At 57.3% G+C, this 19,737-nt stretch carries 11 protein-coding genes and 6 pseudogenes; 11 read left to right on the forward strand and 6 right to left on the reverse strand.

What is annotated here, in order from left to right:
- Positions 1 to 136: 136 nt before the first annotated feature.
- Positions 137 to 1,345: an alkane 1-monooxygenase gene (locus ACODSV_RS16485; protein ID WP_025167106.1), complete on the reverse strand. Its 1,209-nt coding sequence runs from the start codon at positions 1,343 to 1,345 to the stop codon at positions 137 to 139.
- Positions 1,346 to 1,785: 440 nt separating this feature from the next.
- Between ACODSV_RS16485 and ACODSV_RS16490 the strand changes: the two are divergent.
- Both ACODSV_RS16490 and ACODSV_RS16495 read left to right on the forward strand, forming a co-directional pair.
- A pseudogene (locus ACODSV_RS16490) lies at positions 1,786 to 2,115 on the forward strand (transposase); the annotation flags it as partial.
- A complete protein-coding gene (locus ACODSV_RS16495; RefSeq protein WP_269816595.1) occupies positions 2,096 to 2,446 on the forward strand; it encodes a LysR substrate-binding domain-containing protein in 351 nt (116 codons plus the stop codon). The pseudogene ACODSV_RS16490 and the gene ACODSV_RS16495, both read left to right, overlap by 20 nt.
- On the opposite strand, the pseudogene ACODSV_RS16500 reads toward ACODSV_RS16495, so the two are convergent.
- Positions 2,379 to 2,549, reverse strand: a pseudogene (locus tag ACODSV_RS16500) (IS1595 family transposase); the annotation flags it as partial. The gene ACODSV_RS16495 and the pseudogene ACODSV_RS16500 overlap by 68 nt on opposite strands.
- Between ACODSV_RS16500 and ACODSV_RS16505 the strand changes: the two are divergent.
- Positions 2,546 to 2,992: pseudogene (locus ACODSV_RS16505) on the forward strand (IS630 family transposase); the annotation flags it as partial. The pseudogenes ACODSV_RS16500 and ACODSV_RS16505 overlap by 4 nt on opposite strands.
- Positions 2,993 to 3,270: 278 nt before the next feature.
- Here ACODSV_RS16505 and ACODSV_RS16510 read toward each other — a convergent pair.
- Genes ACODSV_RS16510 through ACODSV_RS16520 form a run of 3 tightly spaced genes read right to left on the reverse strand, consistent with a single transcriptional unit; the run spans position 3,271 to position 5,381 of the window.
- The gene (locus tag ACODSV_RS16510) at positions 3,271 to 3,996 is read right to left on the reverse strand and encodes a hypothetical protein (RefSeq protein ID WP_126589733.1); all 726 of its coding nucleotides are present in this window, start codon (positions 3,994 to 3,996) and stop codon (positions 3,271 to 3,273) included.
- Between the two features lie 57 nt (positions 3,997 to 4,053).
- Positions 4,054 to 4,662, reverse strand: a complete 609-nt coding sequence (locus tag ACODSV_RS16515; protein ID WP_126589732.1) for a sll1863 family stress response protein — start codon at positions 4,660 to 4,662, stop codon at positions 4,054 to 4,056.
- A 59-nt stretch (positions 4,663 to 4,721) separates the two neighbouring features.
- Positions 4,722 to 5,381: a CerR family C-terminal domain-containing protein gene (locus ACODSV_RS16520; protein WP_126589731.1), complete on the reverse strand. Its 660-nt coding sequence runs from the start codon at positions 5,379 to 5,381 to the stop codon at positions 4,722 to 4,724.
- Positions 5,382 to 5,481: 100 nt separating this feature from the next.
- Here ACODSV_RS16520 and ACODSV_RS16525 point away from each other — a divergent pair, with 100 nt between their 5' ends.
- From ACODSV_RS16525 to ACODSV_RS16550, 6 genes and pseudogenes are all read left to right on the forward strand, one after another.
- On the forward strand, positions 5,482 to 6,582 hold the full coding sequence (locus ACODSV_RS16525; RefSeq protein WP_150056066.1) for an efflux RND transporter periplasmic adaptor subunit: 1,101 nt from the start codon (positions 5,482 to 5,484) through the stop codon (positions 6,580 to 6,582).
- Positions 6,579 to 9,905, forward strand: coding sequence for an efflux RND transporter permease subunit (locus ACODSV_RS16530; protein WP_025167810.1), 3,327 nt, complete (start codon positions 6,579 to 6,581; stop codon positions 9,903 to 9,905). Before ACODSV_RS16525 ends, ACODSV_RS16530 begins: the two co-directional genes overlap by 4 nt.
- Positions 9,902 to 10,981: a lipid A deacylase LpxR family protein gene (locus ACODSV_RS16535; protein WP_126589729.1), complete on the forward strand. Its 1,080-nt coding sequence runs from the start codon at positions 9,902 to 9,904 to the stop codon at positions 10,979 to 10,981. The genes ACODSV_RS16530 and ACODSV_RS16535 overlap by 4 nt, the downstream gene beginning before the upstream one ends.
- A gap of 58 nt (positions 10,982 to 11,039) precedes the next feature.
- Entirely contained in the window at positions 11,040 to 12,608 is a 1,569-nt protein-coding gene (locus ACODSV_RS16540; protein ID WP_454843932.1) for an efflux transporter outer membrane subunit, read from the forward strand.
- 63 nt (positions 12,609 to 12,671) lie between these two features.
- A pseudogene (locus tag ACODSV_RS16545) lies at positions 12,672 to 12,827 on the forward strand (IS5/IS1182 family transposase); the annotation flags it as partial.
- A 264-nt stretch (positions 12,828 to 13,091) separates the two neighbouring features.
- A pseudogene (locus ACODSV_RS16550) lies at positions 13,092 to 13,727 on the forward strand (transposase); the annotation flags it as partial.
- A 501-nt stretch (positions 13,728 to 14,228) separates the two neighbouring features.
- Here the strand turns inward: ACODSV_RS16550 and ACODSV_RS16555 are convergent.
- Positions 14,229 to 15,319, reverse strand: a pseudogene (locus ACODSV_RS16555) (IS630 family transposase).
- Positions 15,320 to 15,722: 403 nt separating this feature from the next.
- Here ACODSV_RS16555 and ACODSV_RS16560 point away from each other — a divergent pair.
- Together ACODSV_RS16560 and alkT are read left to right on the forward strand one after the other, a co-directional pair.
- Positions 15,723 to 18,203 carry a LuxR C-terminal-related transcriptional regulator gene (locus ACODSV_RS16560; protein ID WP_223820630.1) on the forward strand — a complete coding sequence of 827 codons (2,481 nt, stop codon included), beginning with the start codon at positions 15,723 to 15,725 and terminating at the stop codon, positions 18,201 to 18,203.
- A gap of 48 nt (positions 18,204 to 18,251) precedes the next feature.
- Positions 18,252 to 19,409, forward strand: a complete 1,158-nt coding sequence (alkT, locus tag ACODSV_RS16565) for a rubredoxin-NAD(+) reductase (RefSeq protein WP_126589108.1) — start codon at positions 18,252 to 18,254, stop codon at positions 19,407 to 19,409.
- Positions 19,410 to 19,737: the final 328 nt, after the last annotated feature.

Genomic DNA, 19,737 nt, shown 5'->3' on the forward strand with positions numbered 1-19,737 from the left:
TAACTTGCAGAATGCAACAGTTAATCAATCGTCAGACTTCTAGTGCATAAGGCTCATTACAATTTAACTTGTTAACGCACGACGAACTCAAACAGATATATTAAAAATCCACCGTTATTTCTGCATGCTCACACCACTATGATGCTACCGCGGTTGCGCCCCGTTTATCATCCGCACCAACATTATGAGTAAACTTTTTTATGTATTCTGCACGCATTGAATCTTCAATTTGAATCTTGCTCAGGTCGCCATTAGCCCAATTTACCACCTTAGGGTCCATGACCGATCTAAACCATTGAGGAATCATTGCCATCAAAAATGCACCGGGGTAGCCAGTCGGAAGTGCGGGAAGGCCGGGGAAATCACGTAATGACTGGTAAGAGCGAGTTGGGTGCGCGTGGTGATCAGAGTGCCGTTGAAGGTGAAACAGAACCAGATTTGACACGATGTGGTTACTGTTCCACGAGTGATGTGGCTTTTGATGTTCATATCGTCCATCGGCCATTTTTTCACGCAGCAAACCGTAGTGTTCAATGTAGTTCGCGCTTGTTAACTGCCACCACCCGAAAGCCATCTGAATTGGAAGGAATACCAGCATCTTCGGACCAAAGAAGGCAAGCAGGAGGGTGTAGAGAACAACTGTGATGACCATTGGCTGGAGGATCTCATTATCGAAACTCCAAACGCTTTGCCCGCGGCGCGAAAGGCGTTGTTCCTCAAGCCCCCAAGCACGACGAAACGCTCCAGGAATCTCACGGGTTGAGAATTTATATATATTTTCTCCCATACGTGAGGTCGCAGGGTCCATCGGTGTAGCAACATCACGGTGATGGCCTTTATTATGCTCAATAAAGAAGTGGCCGTACCCGACAACCGCCAGCACAATTTTCGCCATCCAACGATCAAAGGCTTCTTTTTTGTGACCCAGTTCGTGACCTGTATTAAGCGCTAAACCATTCACGATGCCCAGTGACAAGGCAAGTGCGCCGATTTCGAACCAAGACATTGACTGAGTCCCTACCCACCATGCAGACACGATTAGTGCTGCGTAATGCATTGGAACTGTTAGATACGTTAAAACTCGGTAGTAACGTTCTTTCTCCAGTTTCTCCACTACTTCCTCAGGCGGATTATTAAAGTCCTCACCAAACATCGCGTCAAGCAATGGAAGAACCCCGTACCACACAGCTAGAACTAAGCCATAAAAGATACCCCAGCCAGTCTCATTGGCAAGCCAGATTCCGATCATCGGAGTAGCCGGCCAAAAAGTTGAAAGTATCCAAAAATATTTCTTTTTATCCACGTATTCTGGAGCAGAATCCAGAACGCTGTTTTTGCCATTCATTTTGTTGTTCTCCTATTGTCCAATAAGTCTCTGCGAGCACCACACAACCTAATTTCTGTCCCAACAGGGAAAATCAGGCCATCTACTCTCACATCTGACATGGTAAAACTGCACTCACCTTAAGCCTGCTTCAACTACTCCTTGGTGTAGTTTTCTGAATAACATTAACCATCTCGGCGACGAGATCCGCAGTCAATGTCATCCCTCCAGGCCAAGGCGAGCCAGTGTCCTGGCCTTGAATTAGGCTATGTACCCATTAACTGTTGCAGGCCTAGACTGAAGACGTGTGCTCATCAAGGAGTGCCGTTATGGATGCCCAATCCTTTCAACATTTACTGGCTCGGCTTGATCGCCTGACGGTCAAACAGAAGTCCATCGTTCAGCATGTTCTCCAAATCAGCGTGCCGAGAGATGACCTTGTAGAGGCCATTCCTGACCTGAAATCCTGCCCTCACTGTGCCGCAGATGCCACGCAGTTGGCCTCATGGGGTCGCAGTGGTGGCTTGCAGCGCTATCGCTGCAAGGCCTGTCGCCGCACGTGCAACGCATTGACCTGTACACCCCTGGCGCGTTTGCGAAAAAAGTACTGCTGGCTGGATTATGCCCAGGCACCTATTGCTGGGTTGACCGTGAGGGCGGCGGCCAAGCACTGCAGCGTCAGCAAGAACACCGCCTTTCGCTGGCGTCATCGCTTTTTGCGCGATGCGGCTGCGCATCACGATGCGCGTGAAAGCGGCATTGTCGAGGCAGATGAAAAATTCTTTCTTGAGTAGGCCTGCAGGTACCATACGCATCACATCAATGGAGGACGCAGCCAAAACCATCCTGTGGCCTGTGCTGCGGGAACTGATGATCACCTACCCTGACATCAAGACCGATATCACTTTGGACTATGGGCTGACGGACATCGTTGCCGAACGCTTTGATGCCGGCGTCCGCCTTGGTGAGGATGTCGATAAGGACATGATCGCGCTACGCATTTCGCCAGACATTCCGATGGCCATCGTCGGCGCATCGTCCTATTTCGATAAGGCTATGTCTGAGTTAACTGTTGCACGCCCGTATACCCCAGCGACTCTCCCAAGAAAATCAATGGGTTGAGCTGCGCTTTGTAGCGTTCAAGTAGGCGCCGCCAGCCCAGATAGTTCGTTAGGTACTTGGTGGCCACACCATGAAAAGGAATCATCCAGCTCTTGAGCCAGCTGGTTATGCATGGGAACTCTGCCGCAAAACCTTGGGCAACGTGCCCGAATTCTGTTGCTGCTGGCCAGCGGTCTCACGCCCAAGCAGGTGAGTGATCGGTTGGAAGTTTCGGCACCTGTCGTATTCAAATGGCGCAAGCGCTATCAGGAAGCTGGCCTCGTTGGGCTGAGCGATCTCCCGCGTAGCGGACATCCACGCAAGCTCGACGAGGCGAAGATTAAGGAAATCCTCACCCTGACGACCCAGCGTGTACCGCGTGAGGCGACTCACTGGAGCCTGCGCCTGATGGCCAAATACGTGGGCGTTACCGTCTGGCAAGTCGCCCAGGTATGGGCCGCTGCCGACCTCAAGCCCCACCGGCTGAAAACCTTCAAGATCAGCAACGACCCACACTTTGCTGGCAAAGTGGTCGATGTGGTTGGGCTGTACCTGAGCTCGACTGATCCGCTCGGGTGGACAGCTTGGCGGAGGCTCCCCCGATGCGGCTTCCGCAAGTGGAGCGGCGTCTGGTCAATATCCGGTCAATGCAGCCTCGGGGGGGGCACAGCCAGCCTGAGTCTGGCGACAAAGCAAGCGTCAGTAGGTCACTGATGCCCGGAACTCCGGTCTGCAAGCTCCTGCCTTTCGTCAGTACCGGAAGGACCGGCTGGGCGACAAGCCAAAGCGGCGCCAGCCCCCATGCGAGAGGCCGCATGCGGCAGTACTGCCGCATGGTCACATCATCACTTCTTGGCCGCCTCTGCGATCGACTCGCGAATCGAGGAATAGGTTTGAGCGAAATTCTGCTGTGCTTCGGCATAGCTCTGCTTTGCGTTTTCCCAGGCCTGTGTGGAAGCGTCCCGCAGTCGTGCGGCGCGGGCTTTCTCCTCTTCGACTCTGACCTTGAGTGCCTCGATGCGCACCTCGATAGCGACACGCTGCTCGGCAGAGAGCCAAGCAGCATCGGCACTGAGTCCATCGATGGCTTCCTGCCATGCCTTCTGGCGCGCATCGAATTCGGCCTGCAGGACTGCCCTGCGGGTGGCAACGTCGGCCTGCACGGTATCGAGATAACGGTCTTTGGTGCCCTGCAACGCCGTCCAGGAATCGTCAAGCGACTGCCTGGCCTGCGCCAGCTCCTGCTCACTGCGGATCTTGGCCTGGGCGGCAGCCGCCTCGGCCTCGGCCCGGTAGGCGTCGCGCTTGCCCTTCAGCTCCTGCAGTGCAACCTCAACCTTGGCGCGAGTATTGCCGTTGCGCTTGGCGAGATTCTGCTCAAACACGGCGATGGCGGCGTCCAGTTCGGTCAGGCGTGTCTGTGACCATTCGATGGATTGCCTGGCGAGCGATGGTTCGCTGGCTTGGGCTGCCGGGGTAGATTCTGATGACTGCTGTGCCTGTGCCTGTGCCTGCGCAAGGCCTGCCTGCACCAGCACGGCCAATGCCACGGTGGATAGACGGGGTTTCATGCTCAAGCTCCTTGCCAAATCAAATTAGATTCATGCGAAGAGGAAGCTCTCCCTCGCTCAGAGCGGCTTAGAGAGCGCGTCGCGGATCTTCTGGATCGTGCGGGAATGCACCTGCTTGGCTTCCTCAAGCCCGCTCTTGACGGCTTCCCAGGACGCGTCGCCGGCATCCTTGACTTCACCAATCCTGGTCTGGAACTTCTCGGCTTCGTCCGACACGCGCTTAATGGCGGCATCGAGTTCGGCGCGGGCCTTTTCCACGGCATCCGCAGTCTGGCCACGCAGTTCCTGAAGCGAGGCCTCCCACGCACTGCGCTGGGCCTTAACACGGGCGAGTACGATACCCCGCGCCGTCTGGGCATGTTCACCAACGGCGGACGTGAACGAATGGAACGCGGCTTCCACCTCGACCCATTCTGCTTCCAGTGCGTCCTGAACAGCCTTGACGCCCTGCTTGGTGGCACCGGTCTCGGCGCGGAGCTTGTCGTAATGAACCTGGAGCTTGCCTCGTGCCTCTCGAAGGCGAGCCAGTGCGTCGTCGGCTTCCCGGCGGATGTCGCCATTCACTTCGTCCAGGGACTTCTCGGCCGCAGCGATACCCGCGTCCAGTTCGTCCAGGCGCTGCTTGGCCCATGCAATGGTTTCGTGGATATGGGTTTGAGTGTTCATAACGTCAATACCTTTCTTGGGTGGGTAAAAAGCCGGAGCGCCATCTTGTGAACACAGTGTCATGTGGCGGGCCTGACGGGGAGAAAGCTGCTGCGGCAGAGGTCGCTGATCATCTTTTCGAGCTGAGCGGCGCCATCGTCCTGCAGGTTCTCCCAGTCCATGCCGCGGACCATGACGCCGCGCAGGAACCTGAAACTGAAAATGGCCGTCACGACCGCATTGATCCGCAGCCGGGCCGCGGCGATGCCGAGATCGCCAGACGAGATGGCCGTCACAGCCTCTACGAGACGCTGCAGCATGGGCTCGATCGCCTGCTTGTGGATCAGGGAGAACGCCTCGTCGTTCTCGTAGGCACAGCGCGCGACGAATGACGTCCATGAGTGCGGTTCTGCGTTGCTCAGAATGATGTGCAGAAGATGAAGGAGTGCCTTCTCGAATGCCTGGGATTCGCTTCCGGAAGCCGGTGCATCGAGAATGTGGATGACCTCCCCGAAACGCTCGCGGGCGTACTCGGCAATCATCTGGGCGGCTGCCATGTAGAGCTCGCTCTTGCCCCCGAAGTGGTAAGGGATGGCTGAAAGCGGCGTCTTCGCCACCTGCGTGATGACCCGAGTGCTAGCCCCTTCGTAGCCCACCGCGCCGATCACATCGATGGCAGCCTCGATGAGCTGCGCTCGCGTCTTGGCGCTACGGACTTCATGCCCGCTTGGTGCTGTCATGCACGTCTTCCTCGTTTAACGTATTTAAATTATACGTTCGTTCGAACGAACAATCAAATAAAGGCTTTCGGATCGAAGCCCTCCTTGGGAACCATGCGATATGACCCCACTCGTCCCAATGCTGCTCCATAAACTGGCGGTACTCATTACAGCGCTCACGCTCGCCGCCTGTGGCGGTGCAGAGCACGTCGCACCGGTGGAGCCACCGTCGGTGGCGCTGCCCGTGGTCACCGCCAGCAAAGCCGAGGTGGCCCTCGGTGACCTGGCCAGCGGCACGGTCGTGGCCGACGAGAGGGTACAGCTAGCTGCCCGCACGGCAGGCACAGTACGGGCCCCCGGGCTGCATGAAGGCCAGCCGGTAAGGGCCGGCCAGGTTCTGGTGACGATCGATGCGCAACAGGCCGAGGGTGCCGTGCAGCAGGCGCGCGCGGCGTTGCATGCTGCACAGGCACAACAGCGCCAGGCCGATGCCGATGTCGCTCGCAACGAACCGCTGGCGCGTGCCGGCGGGGTTTCCCGAACGGATCTTGAGCAGGATCAGTTGCGCGCCCAGGTCGTGGCGGCTGCTGTCGAGCAGGCACGCGCTGCGATGGCGATCGCCGAAGCCAACCGGCGCGACCAGCGCGTGACCAGCCCGATCGATGGTGCCATCATCACGCGCCACGTGCGCGACGGCGACATCGTGCAGCCGGGCGTATTGCTGCTGACCGTGGAGGGGCGCGACCAGTTGCTGTTCCGCTTCTCTGCGCCACAGGCCAGCCTGCATGCCTTCGCTTCCGGCGCCACAGTGCCGGTGCTGATCGACGAGCGTGAGGATCAGCCTGTCACGGGCACGGTGCGCGCCATCGTGCCGTCGGCCGATCCGGCAACCCGGCGCTACACGGTCGAGATCAGCCTGCCTCCGGACAGCGCGCTGCTGGCCGGCATGTTCGGTCGCGTGCGCCTGCCTGCCAATAGCGCGCACAGCGCAACGGCGGTGACGATCCCCGCCGCGGCGCTCACCGAACAAGGCGGGCTGACCGGCGTATTCGTGGTCGGCAAAGACGAACGGCTGGCGTTTCGCTGGCTGCGCCTGACCGAGCGGTTCGGAGACCAGGTGCTGGTCACCAGCGGACTGGCCGCGGGCGAACAAGTGCTGGCTCGGATCGATCCATCGGTCCGCGACGGCGCCCACCTGGTGCCAGTGGTGCCCGCTCAATGAGCGGGTCATCCCTGAACCTCGCCGGCCGGCTCGCGCGCAGCTTCATCACGTCCAAGCTGACCATCGTGTTCGTGCTCGGCGCACTGGCCCTCGGCGCTCTGGCCGTGCTCTTGAATCCTCGCGAGGAGAACCCGCAGATCGTCGTGCCCGGTGCCGTGGTGGTCGTCGCACTGCCGGGTGCCACCGCTGAGGAAGTGGATCGGCTGGTGGTTTCGCCACTGCAAGGCATCCTCAGCGAGATGACCGGCGTCGACCACAGCTACGGCAACGCCAGTCCGGGCCTGGGCACGGTGCAGGTGCAGTTCAAAGTCGGCGAGCCGCCGGAGGATTCGCTGGTCAAGCTTTACAACCGGGTGATTACCAGCCGCGCTCGCCTGCCGATGGATGCGGGCGTTCCGCTGATCCAGGCCGTGGATGCCGATGATGTGCCCATCGTCACCGTCACATTGGCATCCGACGCCTACGACGACCACGGCCTCAAGCGCCTGGCTGACGCGGTGGCCGAGCGCTTGCGTAGCACGCCCGGCGCAGCCGGGGTTACGGTGTACGGCGGTCGCGACCGCGAGATCGGCGTGGCGCTCGATCCAGTGCGGATGCAGGCCTTCGCGATTTCGCTGGCGACCGCACAGGCGGCGCTTACGGCGGCCAATTCCGCGCTGACGCTGAACGGACCGGTCTCCGGCAACGAGACACACGAACTGCGCTTTGCCGGTGACCTGGACTCGGCCAGGGCAATCCGCAACCTGGTCGTCAGTGTGCACGACGGGCAGCCGATCAAGCTCGGCGACGTCGCCACCGTCACCGACGGCTCAAATGAGGAGATCACGCAACTCAGCCGGTTTGCCTTCGGCCCTGGCGATGCGCGCGCCGAAGAAGCCATCGGCGAAATGCCGGCGGTAACCATCGCCGTGGCCAAGAAGAAAGGCGAAAGCGCCGTCGCAGTCGCGCGCGCAGTGAAAGACCGGGTGCAGCGCATGCAGGCCAGCTTCATTCCGCAGGCGGTGCACGTAGTGGTGACGCGCGACGACGGTCAGAAGGCTGAGGATGCCGTAAATGGCCTGATGGAACACATCATAATCGCACTGGTCACGGTCAGCTTTGTGATGCTGCTGTTCCTGGGCTGGCGCGAGGCGCTGATCGTCTCGGTGACGGTGCCGGTCATCTTCTCGATCACGCTGGCCGTCGACCTGCTTGGCGGCGTGACCATCAACCGCATCACGCTGTTTGCTCTGATCCTGGCGCTTGGTCTGCTGGTCGATGCCGCGATCGTGGTGATCGAGAACATCCATCGTCACTACCACCACGCCCGAACGCCCGGCTCGAAGGAAGAAGTCACCGTCCTTGCGACCAACGAGATTGGCAACGCCACCAACCTGGCCACCTTCGCCATCATGCTGGTGTTCCTCTCGTTGTTGCTGATAACCGGCATGGCCGGAGACTATTTCTATCCGCTGGCCTTCAACGTGCCGGTGGCGATGCTGGCGTCGATCATGGTGGCCTACATCATCACGCCGTGGGCAGCCAACCGCTGGCTCAAGCGGCCCCAACCTGCCGGCACGGCCGTGGCTGGTAATGCGCAAGGTGATGACCACCACGAGTCCAGGCCGGACTGGCTACAACGTACCTATCTGAAGTTTTTCATCCCGCTGCAAGAGCGCCCGCGGGTGCGCCGCTGGCTGGCGATCGGCATTGCGGTAGCGATGGGGCTGTCGCTGGCCCAGGGCGGCTGGCAGTTCGTGCGACCGGCCGGCATTGGCGGGCCGGCACCCTATCTGGGCGTGGCGCTGGGCTTTCTGCCCAAGGACAACAAGAACACCTTCAGCATCGTGCTTCAGGCCGCGCAGGCCAGCCCGGTGGAGGAAACCGACCGACTGGTGCGAGAAATCGGCCGGGTACTGGCCCGGCTTCCTCAGGTGACGAACTACCAGAGCTGGGTCGGCCGAACCGGAGTAACAGACTTCAACGGCCTGATTCAGGGCACCTCCTTGCTGACCGGCGAGCACATTGCCGAGATCCGCGTCAACCTGACTGACAAGCACAACCGCTCCGAGAGTTCCATCGACATCGTCCACGCATTGCGCCCGGACATCGAGGCGATCCGCGCCCGTCATCCCGGCGCGCGCATTCGCCTGGTCGAGGACCCTCCCGGCCCGCCGGTGCGCGCCACGGTGCTGGCGGAGCTCTACGGCACCGATCTGGAGGTGTTGCGGCAACTCTCGCGTCAGGTCGAGGCTGAATTTGTCCAGACCTATGACATGGTGGACATCAGCAACAGCGAGCCGACCGATATGCCGCAGTGGCGGCTGGTGCCCGACCGCGAGAAGGCCGCGCTGTCGGGCGTCTCGACCGCGCAGATCGCCGAGGTGCTGGACATTGCCTACGGCGGCCGAGTGGTCGGCCGCGCGCACCTGGACGGCGAACGCAATCCGGTGTCCATCCGCGCCTACGTACCACGCGCCGCACAGCCCGATCCGGCACGGCTTGAAGGGCTGTACGTGCCCAATGCCGAAGGCCGGCAGATTCCACTGGCTGAAATAGTGCGGCGCGTGCCCGCCGAGGCCGATCGGCCGATCCTGCGAAAGGACAACGAACCGGTCATCTTCATCGGCGGCGAATTGGCGCGCAGCGTGCCCACCTATGCCGTGCTCGATCTGACGCAGCGACTGTCAGGGATGCGCGCACCTGACGGGCAGCCGCTAGCGATCGGCAATCTCGGTCTGCGCGAGACTGTGCCCGACACCATCGACGGCTACCAGTTGCTGTGGGACGGCGAGATGCGGCTGACGCTGAACATCTACCGCGACATGCTCGCCGCCCTCGGCGCGGCGCTGGCGGCGGTCTACGTGCTGCTGGTGGCCTACTACCGTTCCTTCCTGATCCCGCTGATCGCGATGGCCGCGGTGCCGCTGGGAGCGATCGGCATCCTGCCCGGGCACTGGCTGCTGGACACGGATTTTTCAGCCACCTCAATAGTCGGGATCATCGCGCTTTCGGGCGTGGTGGTGCGCAACTCGCTGCTGATCATCGACTTCATCCAGGACAACCTCAAGCAGGGCATGCCGCTGGCAGAAGCCGTGCGTCAGGCCGGTGCGGTGCGGCTGCGGCCCATCCTGCTGACCATGCTGGCCATCATCCTCGGCTCGGCCATCATGGTGCCCGACCCTGTGTTCGGCGGGCTGGCGATCTCGCTGATCTTCGGCACGCTGGCCTCCACGGTGCTTACCGTCTTCGTTGTGCCCACCCTCTATTACCTCGACGCGTTACGCCGTGAAGGGCTTACGCCGCAAGCAGGCCTGGCCGTCGATAAGGAGAACACCCAATGAATCATGCAGTTTTCCGTCGGACTGCCTGGCTGGGGGCAACGCTGTGCGCTGCCGCGCTGTTGGCGACCGAAGCCATGGCGTCGGAATGCCAGTCGGTGCTGGATCAGATCAGCCGGCCGACTGTGAGTCTGCGCGTGGACAACGACCTGTTCGGCGGCAGATCCCAGGATCAGGGTTATACCAACGGCCTGCTGGTGACGCTGGTGTCGCCCAACCTGCTCGATTACCTGGACGACCCCTTCCTGCCGACAGCCGCCAGGTGGATCAACCGTGGCCTGACATGGCTGCAGGTCGACGACTTCGACCAGATCAACATGATTGCCAGCTTCGGGCAAGGCCTGTTCACCCCGGAAGATCACGGACCTTCGGAGCTGACTCCAGACGATCGCCCGTACGCTGCGGTGTTGTTGTTCAGTGTGGGCTACAACGCCCGCAAGGGCGATCACCTGACAACCAACCAGTTGCGGCTGGGCATGGTGGGACCCTCCGCACGCGGCAATGAGGTACAGAGCAGCGTGCACAAGGTGATCGGCAGCCCTCACTTCAATGGCTGGGATCACCAGTTGCGTGATGAGCCCGTGTTCCAGCTCCTGCATGAGCGCATGCGCCGCCACGATCTGCCGCCGGTGCCTTTCGCACGTGGTAGCGGTCTGTCGCAGGACATGATCACTCACTGGGGCGGCGCGCTGGGCAACTTCGGCACCCATGCCAACTTCGGCGCCGAGTGGCGTATCGGTTGGCGGCTGCCCGACGACTTCGGCAGTTCGCCACTGCGCCCGGCAGGAGAGAACACCGCACCGCCGGTCTCCGGCAACACGTACCGCGGCTGGGCCGGACATTTCTTCGTCGCCGCCGACGTCCGTTGGGTGCTCTACGACCTCACGCTCGATGGCAACACCTGGAAGAACAGCCATAGCGTCGACAAGCGCTCCTCCGTGGCCGACGTCGGCCAGGGCATCGCGGTGACCCGTGGCGACTGGAAGTTTGCGTTCGCGCACCACCTACGCACGCGGGAGTTCCGCGAGCAGAAGGAGTTGCCCGTCTACGGCAGTTTCACCATCAACCGCAGGTTTTGATCTGCATGGGCTGCGCAGATCGTTATTGGTTGGTCATTCATAACGTAAGGAATCTCTCATGCGGAGTACGGTAATTGGATCGGGCAGGCTCGGAGGGCCGGCCTTTGCCGCAAAGCACAGGGCTGAAGTTTTCCCCCTCCTGAAGCGTGCCGTGTGGCATCTGGGATGCGTGATGGCGGCAATGGCCGTCGCGGGCTGCGCGCCCACCCTGAACATCCGCGCAGTGCCCGAGGAGTTGCCGGTGGCCACCCACTGGCCTGCCAATGCCCTGCCTGCCGAGAGACAAGGCATCCGCCCTGTGGAGTCGCCATGGCGCGACTACGTAGTCGACGAGCAACTGCGCGCGCTGATCGAGAAGGCGCTCGCGAACAACCGCGACCTACGCCTGGCGCTGCTGCGTGTCGAGGAAGCGCGTGCCGCCCACGGTATCCAGCGGTCCGAGCAGTTCCCGATGATCGGTCTGACCGGCGTGGGGGCTCGCGCACGCGTGCCGGACGATCTGATTCTGACCGGAGAACCTGCCATCCATGAGGTGGCTGGCCTAGCGGTCGGCCTGACCAGTTGGGAACTCGACCTGTGGGGCCGGGTGCGTAGCCTCAATGAGGCCGCACTGCAGAACTACCTGGCGACCGACCATGCACAACGCGCCGTAAGGGCCAGCGTGATCACAGCCGTCGCGCAAGCCTACCTGAGCCAGCGCGACTACGATGAGCGCATCGCGCTGGCGAATCAGACCATTGCCAGCCGCGAGGAGTCCTACCGCATTTTCCGCCGCCGCAACGAGATGGGGTCGACCTCCGACCTGGAGCTGACCCAGGTCGAAACGTTGCTGATCCAGGCCCGCACGCTGGGCACGCAGCTTCAGCAGGCCCGTGCGGCGCAGGCCCATGCGCTGACCCAACTGGTGGGCGCGTCCATCGAGCAGCTAACCATCGCCGAGCCTGCGCTGCGCGACGAGGCCATCTTCGCCGCGCTGGATGCTGGCCTGCCCTCCGACCTGCTGACGGCCCGCCCCGACATCATCGCGGCCGAGCGCCAGCTCGCCGCCGCCAACGCCAACATCCGTGCGGCTCGGGCTGCCTTCTTCCCGCGCATTGCGCTGACAGGAAATTTCGGCACATTGAGCGCCGAACTCGCCGGTCTTTTCGAGTCCGGCAGCCGCACCTGGGTGTTCGCACCCACGATCTCCCTGCCGATCTTCGATGGCGGGCGACGCCGCGCTGCGCTGGACTTGGCCGAGGTGCGCAGCGACATCGCCGTGGCCAGCTACGAGAAGACCATTCAGAACGCCTTCCGCGAAGTGGCCGATGCGCTCTCCGCTCGCCAGGCGCTGGCGCAGTTGGTCGAGCAACTGCGCCAGGCCCGCGATGTGCAGGACCGGCGCGCCCGGCTGGCGCAGTTGCGCTATGAGAGCGGTGCCGCCGCCTATCTTGAAGTCCTGGACGCGCAGCGCAACCAGCTGGAGGCACAGCAACAACTCGTTCAGGTGCGCCGACAGCTGCTGGCCAGCCAGGTGGCCCTGTATGCCGCGCTCGGCGGTGGCGCCGGTTTCGACCGTACTGTCGAGAGTACTGCCGGCAGTCCGTCGAATCCCTCCCTGACCACCAGGCTCCCCCATCAAGAGTAAGGCTGCGCAATGGCACAAATGTCTTTCCTCAAGCCACCGTCTCATCGCATTCATCGTCGTACTCGCCGTGGCACCTACAAGAAACTGGGCAAGCGTAGCGCTCTATATAAAGCCAAGTGCAAGATCGAGAAGGCAAAGGCAAAGGTTGAACACCCATTCAGAGTGATCAAGCGCCAGTTCGGTTATGTGAAACCACCCTGGGCTGCATACGTAAAGAGCGTGTGTGGTGAGCGCCACGGGAAAAGGCTGACCAAGAGTCAGTCAGGTATGAGTGATTGAGACGAACGTAAGTGAACCATCGAAGAAGTGTCGATAATTGCAGACGATATCGAAACCAGAGACTCGACAACGCTCTGGGACAAGTCAGACGGGCGCCTGGGTTCTGGTCTGGCGGTATCCGGCATAGAGGTGGCGTGACGATCATTCAGGCACATGTACGGAACATGGAAATCTGTCATTGCGATGCCAAGGGAGCGATTCAACCAGAGAGGCGTTATCTCTCCGGCACTTGCGAATTGGACGCTGGATGGCCTGGAAGATGTCGTCCATGCAAGCGTGGCTTCGACAGAGCGCAAGCGTAAGCCATTCAAGATACACGTCGTACGATATGCCGATGACTTCATCATCACAGGGGCCACGAAAGCTGTTTTGCAACATCAGGTTCGTCCTGCAATTGAGGCGTTCCTGAAAGAGCGAGGTTTGGAACTCTCTGATGAAAAGACTCAGATAACGCATATCTCGCAAGGCTTCGATTTTCTGGGCCAGAACGTACGCAAGTACACCGGCAAGCTACTCATCACTCCGGCTCGCAAGAGTGTGAAACCACAGACCATCCGTAGTGACAACGGCCCGGAGTACATCAGCAGTAAGCTTGTTCTGTGGGCGGAAAAGCGCGGCGTTCGCCTGGAGTACATCCAGCCAGGAAATCCACAGCAGAACGCCTACGTCGAGCGCTACAATCGCACGGTGCGTTACGACTGGCTGGGGCATTATTTGTTCGAGTCGATCACCGAGGTGCAGGAACATGCAACTCGCTGGATGTGGACATACAATCACGAACGGCCAAACATGGCCCAGGGAGGTATCACCCCCAAACAGAAGTTGGCCCGCGCGGCCTGACCTCTACTTTTGGCGAGTGCTAAAAATGGGGGGATTCCCCCCTCAAGGCGCAAAACTATGCATTTGAAGGTGGAAAATGATCCGTTTTTCGATTGAGACGTTGTTTTTTCGAGTCGTTGAGAAAAACACCATGAAAATCGCGACTACTTCAGACCTTCCGTAGAGAAAGCGAATGCCGGGCTGTAATGGCTCGGAAAGGGGTTGGAACATTACTCTACGGGAAACCGGGCTGACTTCTGCGTGGTCGTTGAACACATGAGCGAAGATTAGGTTGGGCCTGAAAGGGTGCAGGTCAGCGCGCAAGAGCATGGGTTCCCCATGTCCGCGACCTGAGTCCGTATAGCGGAAACTGGCCAGCTCAGAGCGGATTGTGAAGATCCATCTGTACCCAGAAGGAATCAAGGCAGATAGATCGGCTCTTGATCGGGCTTACAACGGATTGAGCCGTATGCGGTGAAAGTCGCACGTACAGTTCTTAGGGGGCCCTAGCGGACTGTTTGGTTAGTTCAATAACTTATTCTTGATTGCGGTGAGCTTTGCGCGACTAACAGAGTTGATGATGGATTCAGCCGTTTTGTTCCAGCGAAATGGCTTGGCTGAATGTTCATTATGGGCCTCGATAAAACGGCGAATTGCCGCTTTCAGATCAGCCACGCTGCTGAACGCATCGCGATACAGCGCCCGCCTTCCAATTGAGCAAACCAACCCTCAACGGCGTTCAACCATGAGGCGCTGGTCGGCGTGAAGTGCAGCTTGAAGCGGGGATGCTTCTCCAGCCACGCCTTGACGGCGGCTGTCTTGTGAGTCGAGCTGTTGTCCAGAATCAAATGCAGATCCAGCTCGGCAGGCGTCGCGCGGTCGATCTGTCGCAAGAATTCAAGGAACTCTTTGGCCCTGTGTCGTTGGGTGATGCGACCAATGACCTGGCCCGTCAGGATGTCGAAGGCGGCATACAAACTGGCCGTACCGTGACGCTTGTAGTCATGCGTCCTGCGTTCGATCTGACCCGGCTTGAGCGGCAGCATGGGCTGGGTGCGATCCAGCACCTGGATCTGGGTTTTCTCGTCCACTGACAGCACCATCGCATTGTCAGGCGGGTTCAGGTACAGCCCAACCACATCGACCACTTTGCCAGCAAAGTGTGGGTCGTTGCTGATCTTGAAGGTTTTCAGCCGGTGGGGCTTGAGGTCGGCAGCGGCCCATACCTGGGCGACTTGCCAGACGGTAACGCCCACGTATTTGGCCATCAGGCGCAGGCTCCAGTGAGTCGCCTCACGCGGTACACGCTGGGTCGTCAGGGTGAGGATTTCCTTAATCTTCGCCTCGTCGAGCTTGCGTGGATGTCCGCTACGCGGGAGATCGCTCAGCCCAACGAGGCCAGCTTCCTGATAGCGCTTGCGCCATTTGAATACGACAGGTGCCGAAACTTCCAACCGATCACTCACCTGCTTGGGCGTGAGACCGCTGGCCAGCAGCAACAGAATTCGGGCACGTTGCCCAAGGTTTTGCGGCAGAGTTCCCATGCATAACCAGCTTTGCAGCGTCTCAACATCAGTGGGTTTTAAACAAAAAGAAGCCGCTGGTCGAGCCATGCTACACACGCCGAAAAAGGAGGGATGCACAGTATATTTGTTATCCCCCTATCGATAAACGAACTTTACGGACAGCCAACTAAGCCAGCAGTGGCCTAGGGGCTACCCGACTAAGAGGCAGCATTTTGCACCACCGATCATATCGACTACACTTAAGTGTAGTTTAAATATTTAACACCGTAACCTATGGTGAGAATCTCCAGTTAGCTGGCGCGAGAATAGCATAATGAAAATAAAAATAATAAATAATGATTTCCCGGTTGCCAAGATCGGGCTGGATCGAATTACAACTCTAGTAAGTGCCAAAGTCCATAACTGCATATATCGGCCCAGATTGAGTATCGCGGATGGAACTGCGCCCAGAGTATGCCTTTACAGAGCCCCGCCTGGATATGGAAAAACCGTGGCTCTTGCGTTCGAGTGGCTACGCCACAGAACAACCGGACGTCCTGCAGTGTGGATTTCTTTAAGAGCCAGTTCTTACAGTGAATTTGATATCTGCGCAGAGATTATTGAGCAGCTTGAAGCTTTCGAACTGGTAAAATTCAGCCATGCGAGGGAGGGTGTGAGCAAGCCTACGCTCTTGCGAGACCTTGCATCCAGTCTTTGGCAGAGTACCTCGAGTAACGAGATAGAAACGCTAATTTGTTTGGATAATATTAATCAGGGTTTGGGCTTGCCGTTGTTGCACGCGCTTATGGAGTTCATGTTAGAAACACCAAAAAGTATCAGGTTTGCAGTCGCAGGTAATACAATAAAAGGGTTCTCGCGGCTTAAACTTGCAGGCGCTATGCAGGAGCACACCGAGAAAGATTTGGCCTTTAGCGCAGACGAGGCAGTGGCATTAGCGGAGGCAGAGGCTGTTCTTGGAGTTTCTGAGGTACAGATAGAGGCCTTGGTGCAAGAAGTGGAGGGGTGGCCTGCTCTTATAGGGTTTTTGTTAAAATGTGAGTTGCCGGCCAAGTCTATTTCAACAGTAGTTGAAATAGGTAATTACTTTAATGATGAAATATTTGAGGCGCTTCCCGAGCGGTATCGTGTTTTTCTTGTAAATTCTTCATTGCTCGATGTCGTGACGCCTGATGGCTACAATTATGTATTCAAATGCGTCAATGCGGCCTCATGTATTAAATATCTGAGCACGAATTACATGTTGCTTCGCCATGTAGAAAGTGAGCCGGCGCAGTTTACACTACATCCAGTATTGCGTGATTTTCTTCAAGGAATTACTTGGGCTGAAAATCCTGCTAAAAGATCCTACTTGCTTAAGCGCGCTGCTTTCTGGCATTGGCGTAGAGGCGAATACCAGTACGCAATACGAATAGCCCTACGGGCGAATGACTGTCGCTGGGCTGTCGGCATGAGTGAGGGAATAATTTTAGATTTGTCATTTCGTCAGGGCGAAATAGATACGCTGAGACACTGGCTGTCGGAGCTGCCAGTGAAGGACTTGCACAAGAACCCCATAGTACTTATTAGTTACGCGTGGGTATTGTATTTCAGTCAGCAAAGCGCGCGAGCAGAAGAGAAGTTACTTAAAGACCTAATTATACCCCACCCGATAAAAAAAAACAAATGGCAAGAAAAAGGATGGCCGCAGCTTGTGTTTGCAATAGGTAAAGCAACGAATGATGAAATGCTTTTAAGTGAGGAGCTCTGTAATAAGTGGATTAGTTTATTTGGGGATTCAAACGCAGTTGGAAAAGGGGCCGCGCTAACCTGCTTGGCTTTTATTTTTGCCAGTGAGTATAGATTTGCAGAGTTAGAGAAGGTGCTGACTCAGGCCCAAGCCGTGAATAAATTTGCAAAACAAGATTTTGCTTTCGGTTGGCTGTATGTCGCCAAGCTTCAACAAGCGCTAGCAAGCGGGAAAATGAGCTGGGCCAGGCAGCTTATAACTCAAGCACGCACAGACAGTGGCGCGCAGATTATGGAGACCGCGTTTACTTCGAAAATGCTGGACGCTCTAGAGCTTGAGTCAAATTATGAATTGTGCCGCTTGGACACCTCAGAAGAAAAATTCTCCGAAATTTTAGAGTTTATTGCCAATCACGGGGTGACAGACGTGTTTTTTTCCGTATGCCGTGTTGTGTCAGCTTGGCGGCTTGGAAGGAATGACCTGAATGGTTCCATTGAGATTTTGGAGTGGGCGAAGGCACATGCGGCTGAAAAAAATCTACCAAGATTGGAAGTTATGAGCCAAATTGAGATCTATCAACGCCTGCTCTTTCAAGGCGTAACGTACATAAATACGTTACAAGCTTTTGAAGATCGCAAGATTTTCTCCGGACCGCACTCAGCCCCCCTAAAGGCACGCCTGCTGCTTGTTCAATCACTCGCGCTTTCCCGAGATCAGAACTTTCATCTTGCCGCGCACAGAGCGCTATTGGCTATTCAGCAAGCCCGTAAAATTAGCGCAGGCCAATTGGAAGTCCGTGGCTTATTGTATTTAGCCGGAGCGCAAGCAGGTGGCGGCACATTAAAGAAGGCTCAGCATAACATTGCTTATGCATTGGAGATGGCAAAACAGCTTCAATGCTTTCAAACAGTGCTGGATGAAATACGTTTGATTAAGAGGTTAATACCGACTTCATGTGAAGTCTTCGCAGCAGTTAATTTAGATCAAGCGATTGGAGCTTTTAGTCTGCCGCAAATGGTGGAGATTAGAAAATCCGCAGAAAATAAAGCTGGTGATTTTTTGACACTGAAGCAGGTCAGTATCTTGAAACTTGTAAAAGAGGGGTGCTCAAACAAACAAATAGCAACAAAGATGTATGTCACCGAAGATGCTATAAAGTGGCATATGAGGAAAATATTTACCATCCTTAATGTAAAGAGTCGCACGCAAGCAATAAGTGAAGCCGAACGTCAGGGTGTTATCTGAGGTGATCGGCATTAAGCAATATAGTGAAAATATATCAGAGAGAATATTATGGCAATTGTTATTGTTGGCGCTGGTACAGCTGGAGTAAATGCTGCGTTCTGGCTTCGTCAATATGGTTATAAAGGGGGCATTAGACTTTTGAGCAGGGAGTCTGTGGTACCTTATCAGCGGCCTCCCCTATCCAAGTCTTTTCTGACAAGTGAGACTGCAGAATCCGCAATACCACTAAAGCCAGAAAGTTTTTATACGAATAATAATATTAGCATTTCGTTAAATACACAGATTGTATCAATTGACGTGGGGCGTAAGGTAGTTGCTGCTAAAGACGGAGAAGAGTACGCGTATGAAAAATTGATTCTTGCAACAGGTGCTAGCGCGCGTAGATTAACCTGCGAGGGATCTGAGCTGTCTGGAGTCTGCTATTTACGCAGTATGGAAGACGCCAAAAATTTACGTAGGAAACTTGTGGAGAGTGCGTCTGTTGTTGTGTTGGGCGGCGGAGTGATCGGGCTTGAAGTCGCCTCAGCTGCGGTGGGCATAGGGAGGAGGGTCACAGTGATAGAAGCCGCCCCGCGTGTAATGGCGCGCGTGGTTACGCCGGCAGCAGCCAACTTAGTCAGAGCCCGCCTGGAGGCTGAAGGAGTTGGGTTCAAGCTGAATGCGAAATTAACGTCCATAAAGGGCAGGAATGGCCATGTTGATCAATGCGTACTTGAAAGTGGAGAAGAAATTCAGGCGGATCTGATTATAGTTGGAATCGGTGCTATCCCTGAGCTAGAGCTGGCAACTGAGGCGGCCCTTGAAGTGAGTAATGGCGTTGTGGTCGATGATCAGATGCGTACATCGGATACCAGTATATATGCGATCGGCGACTGCGCACTGGCTAGGAATCTTTTTTTTGGAACGATGGTACGTTTAGAAACAATTCATAATGCGGTTACACAAGCTCAAATTGTCGCAAGCAGCATCTGTGGCACGTCAACGCCAGCACCAACCCCACCACGGTTCTGGTCTGATCTTAAAGGGATGACGCTGCAAGGACTTGGTGCTCTAAAGGACTACGATAAACTCGTTGTTGCAATTAATAACGAAACTGTTGAACTAGAAGTCCTTGCGTACAAGCAGGAGCGACTGATTGCAACTGAGACAATAAATCGGCCTAAACGTCAAGGTGCGCTTGGAGGGAGTATAAAATTACCTGATTAGCAATGATGCTCAGCCACTCGAACCAACCGCAAGTGTTGTGAGGGGGGCAGGTAGTGGCGGCGATTAGTAGACACGAATGCCGCGTACTCAGATCGAAGCGTCCCCCCGGTTAAATCGGTAAGCGTCTGGGCGTAGCGTCGGTAGTGCTCGACGAACTGGGTGTAGCGGTAGGTCGGCATGCCCCGCATGCGCGGCGAGATATTCCTCCCACAGCAGTTGCAAGGTGACACCCTTGCGGCGCAGCTCGCGGTGGATGCTCAGGTCGCGGTAGGGACGGCAGTTACCTGCCGCCCCCCGCACAGATCCGTACGTGCGGAACTACCGCATA

The organism is Pseudomonas sp. FG86 (assembly GCF_057808775.1).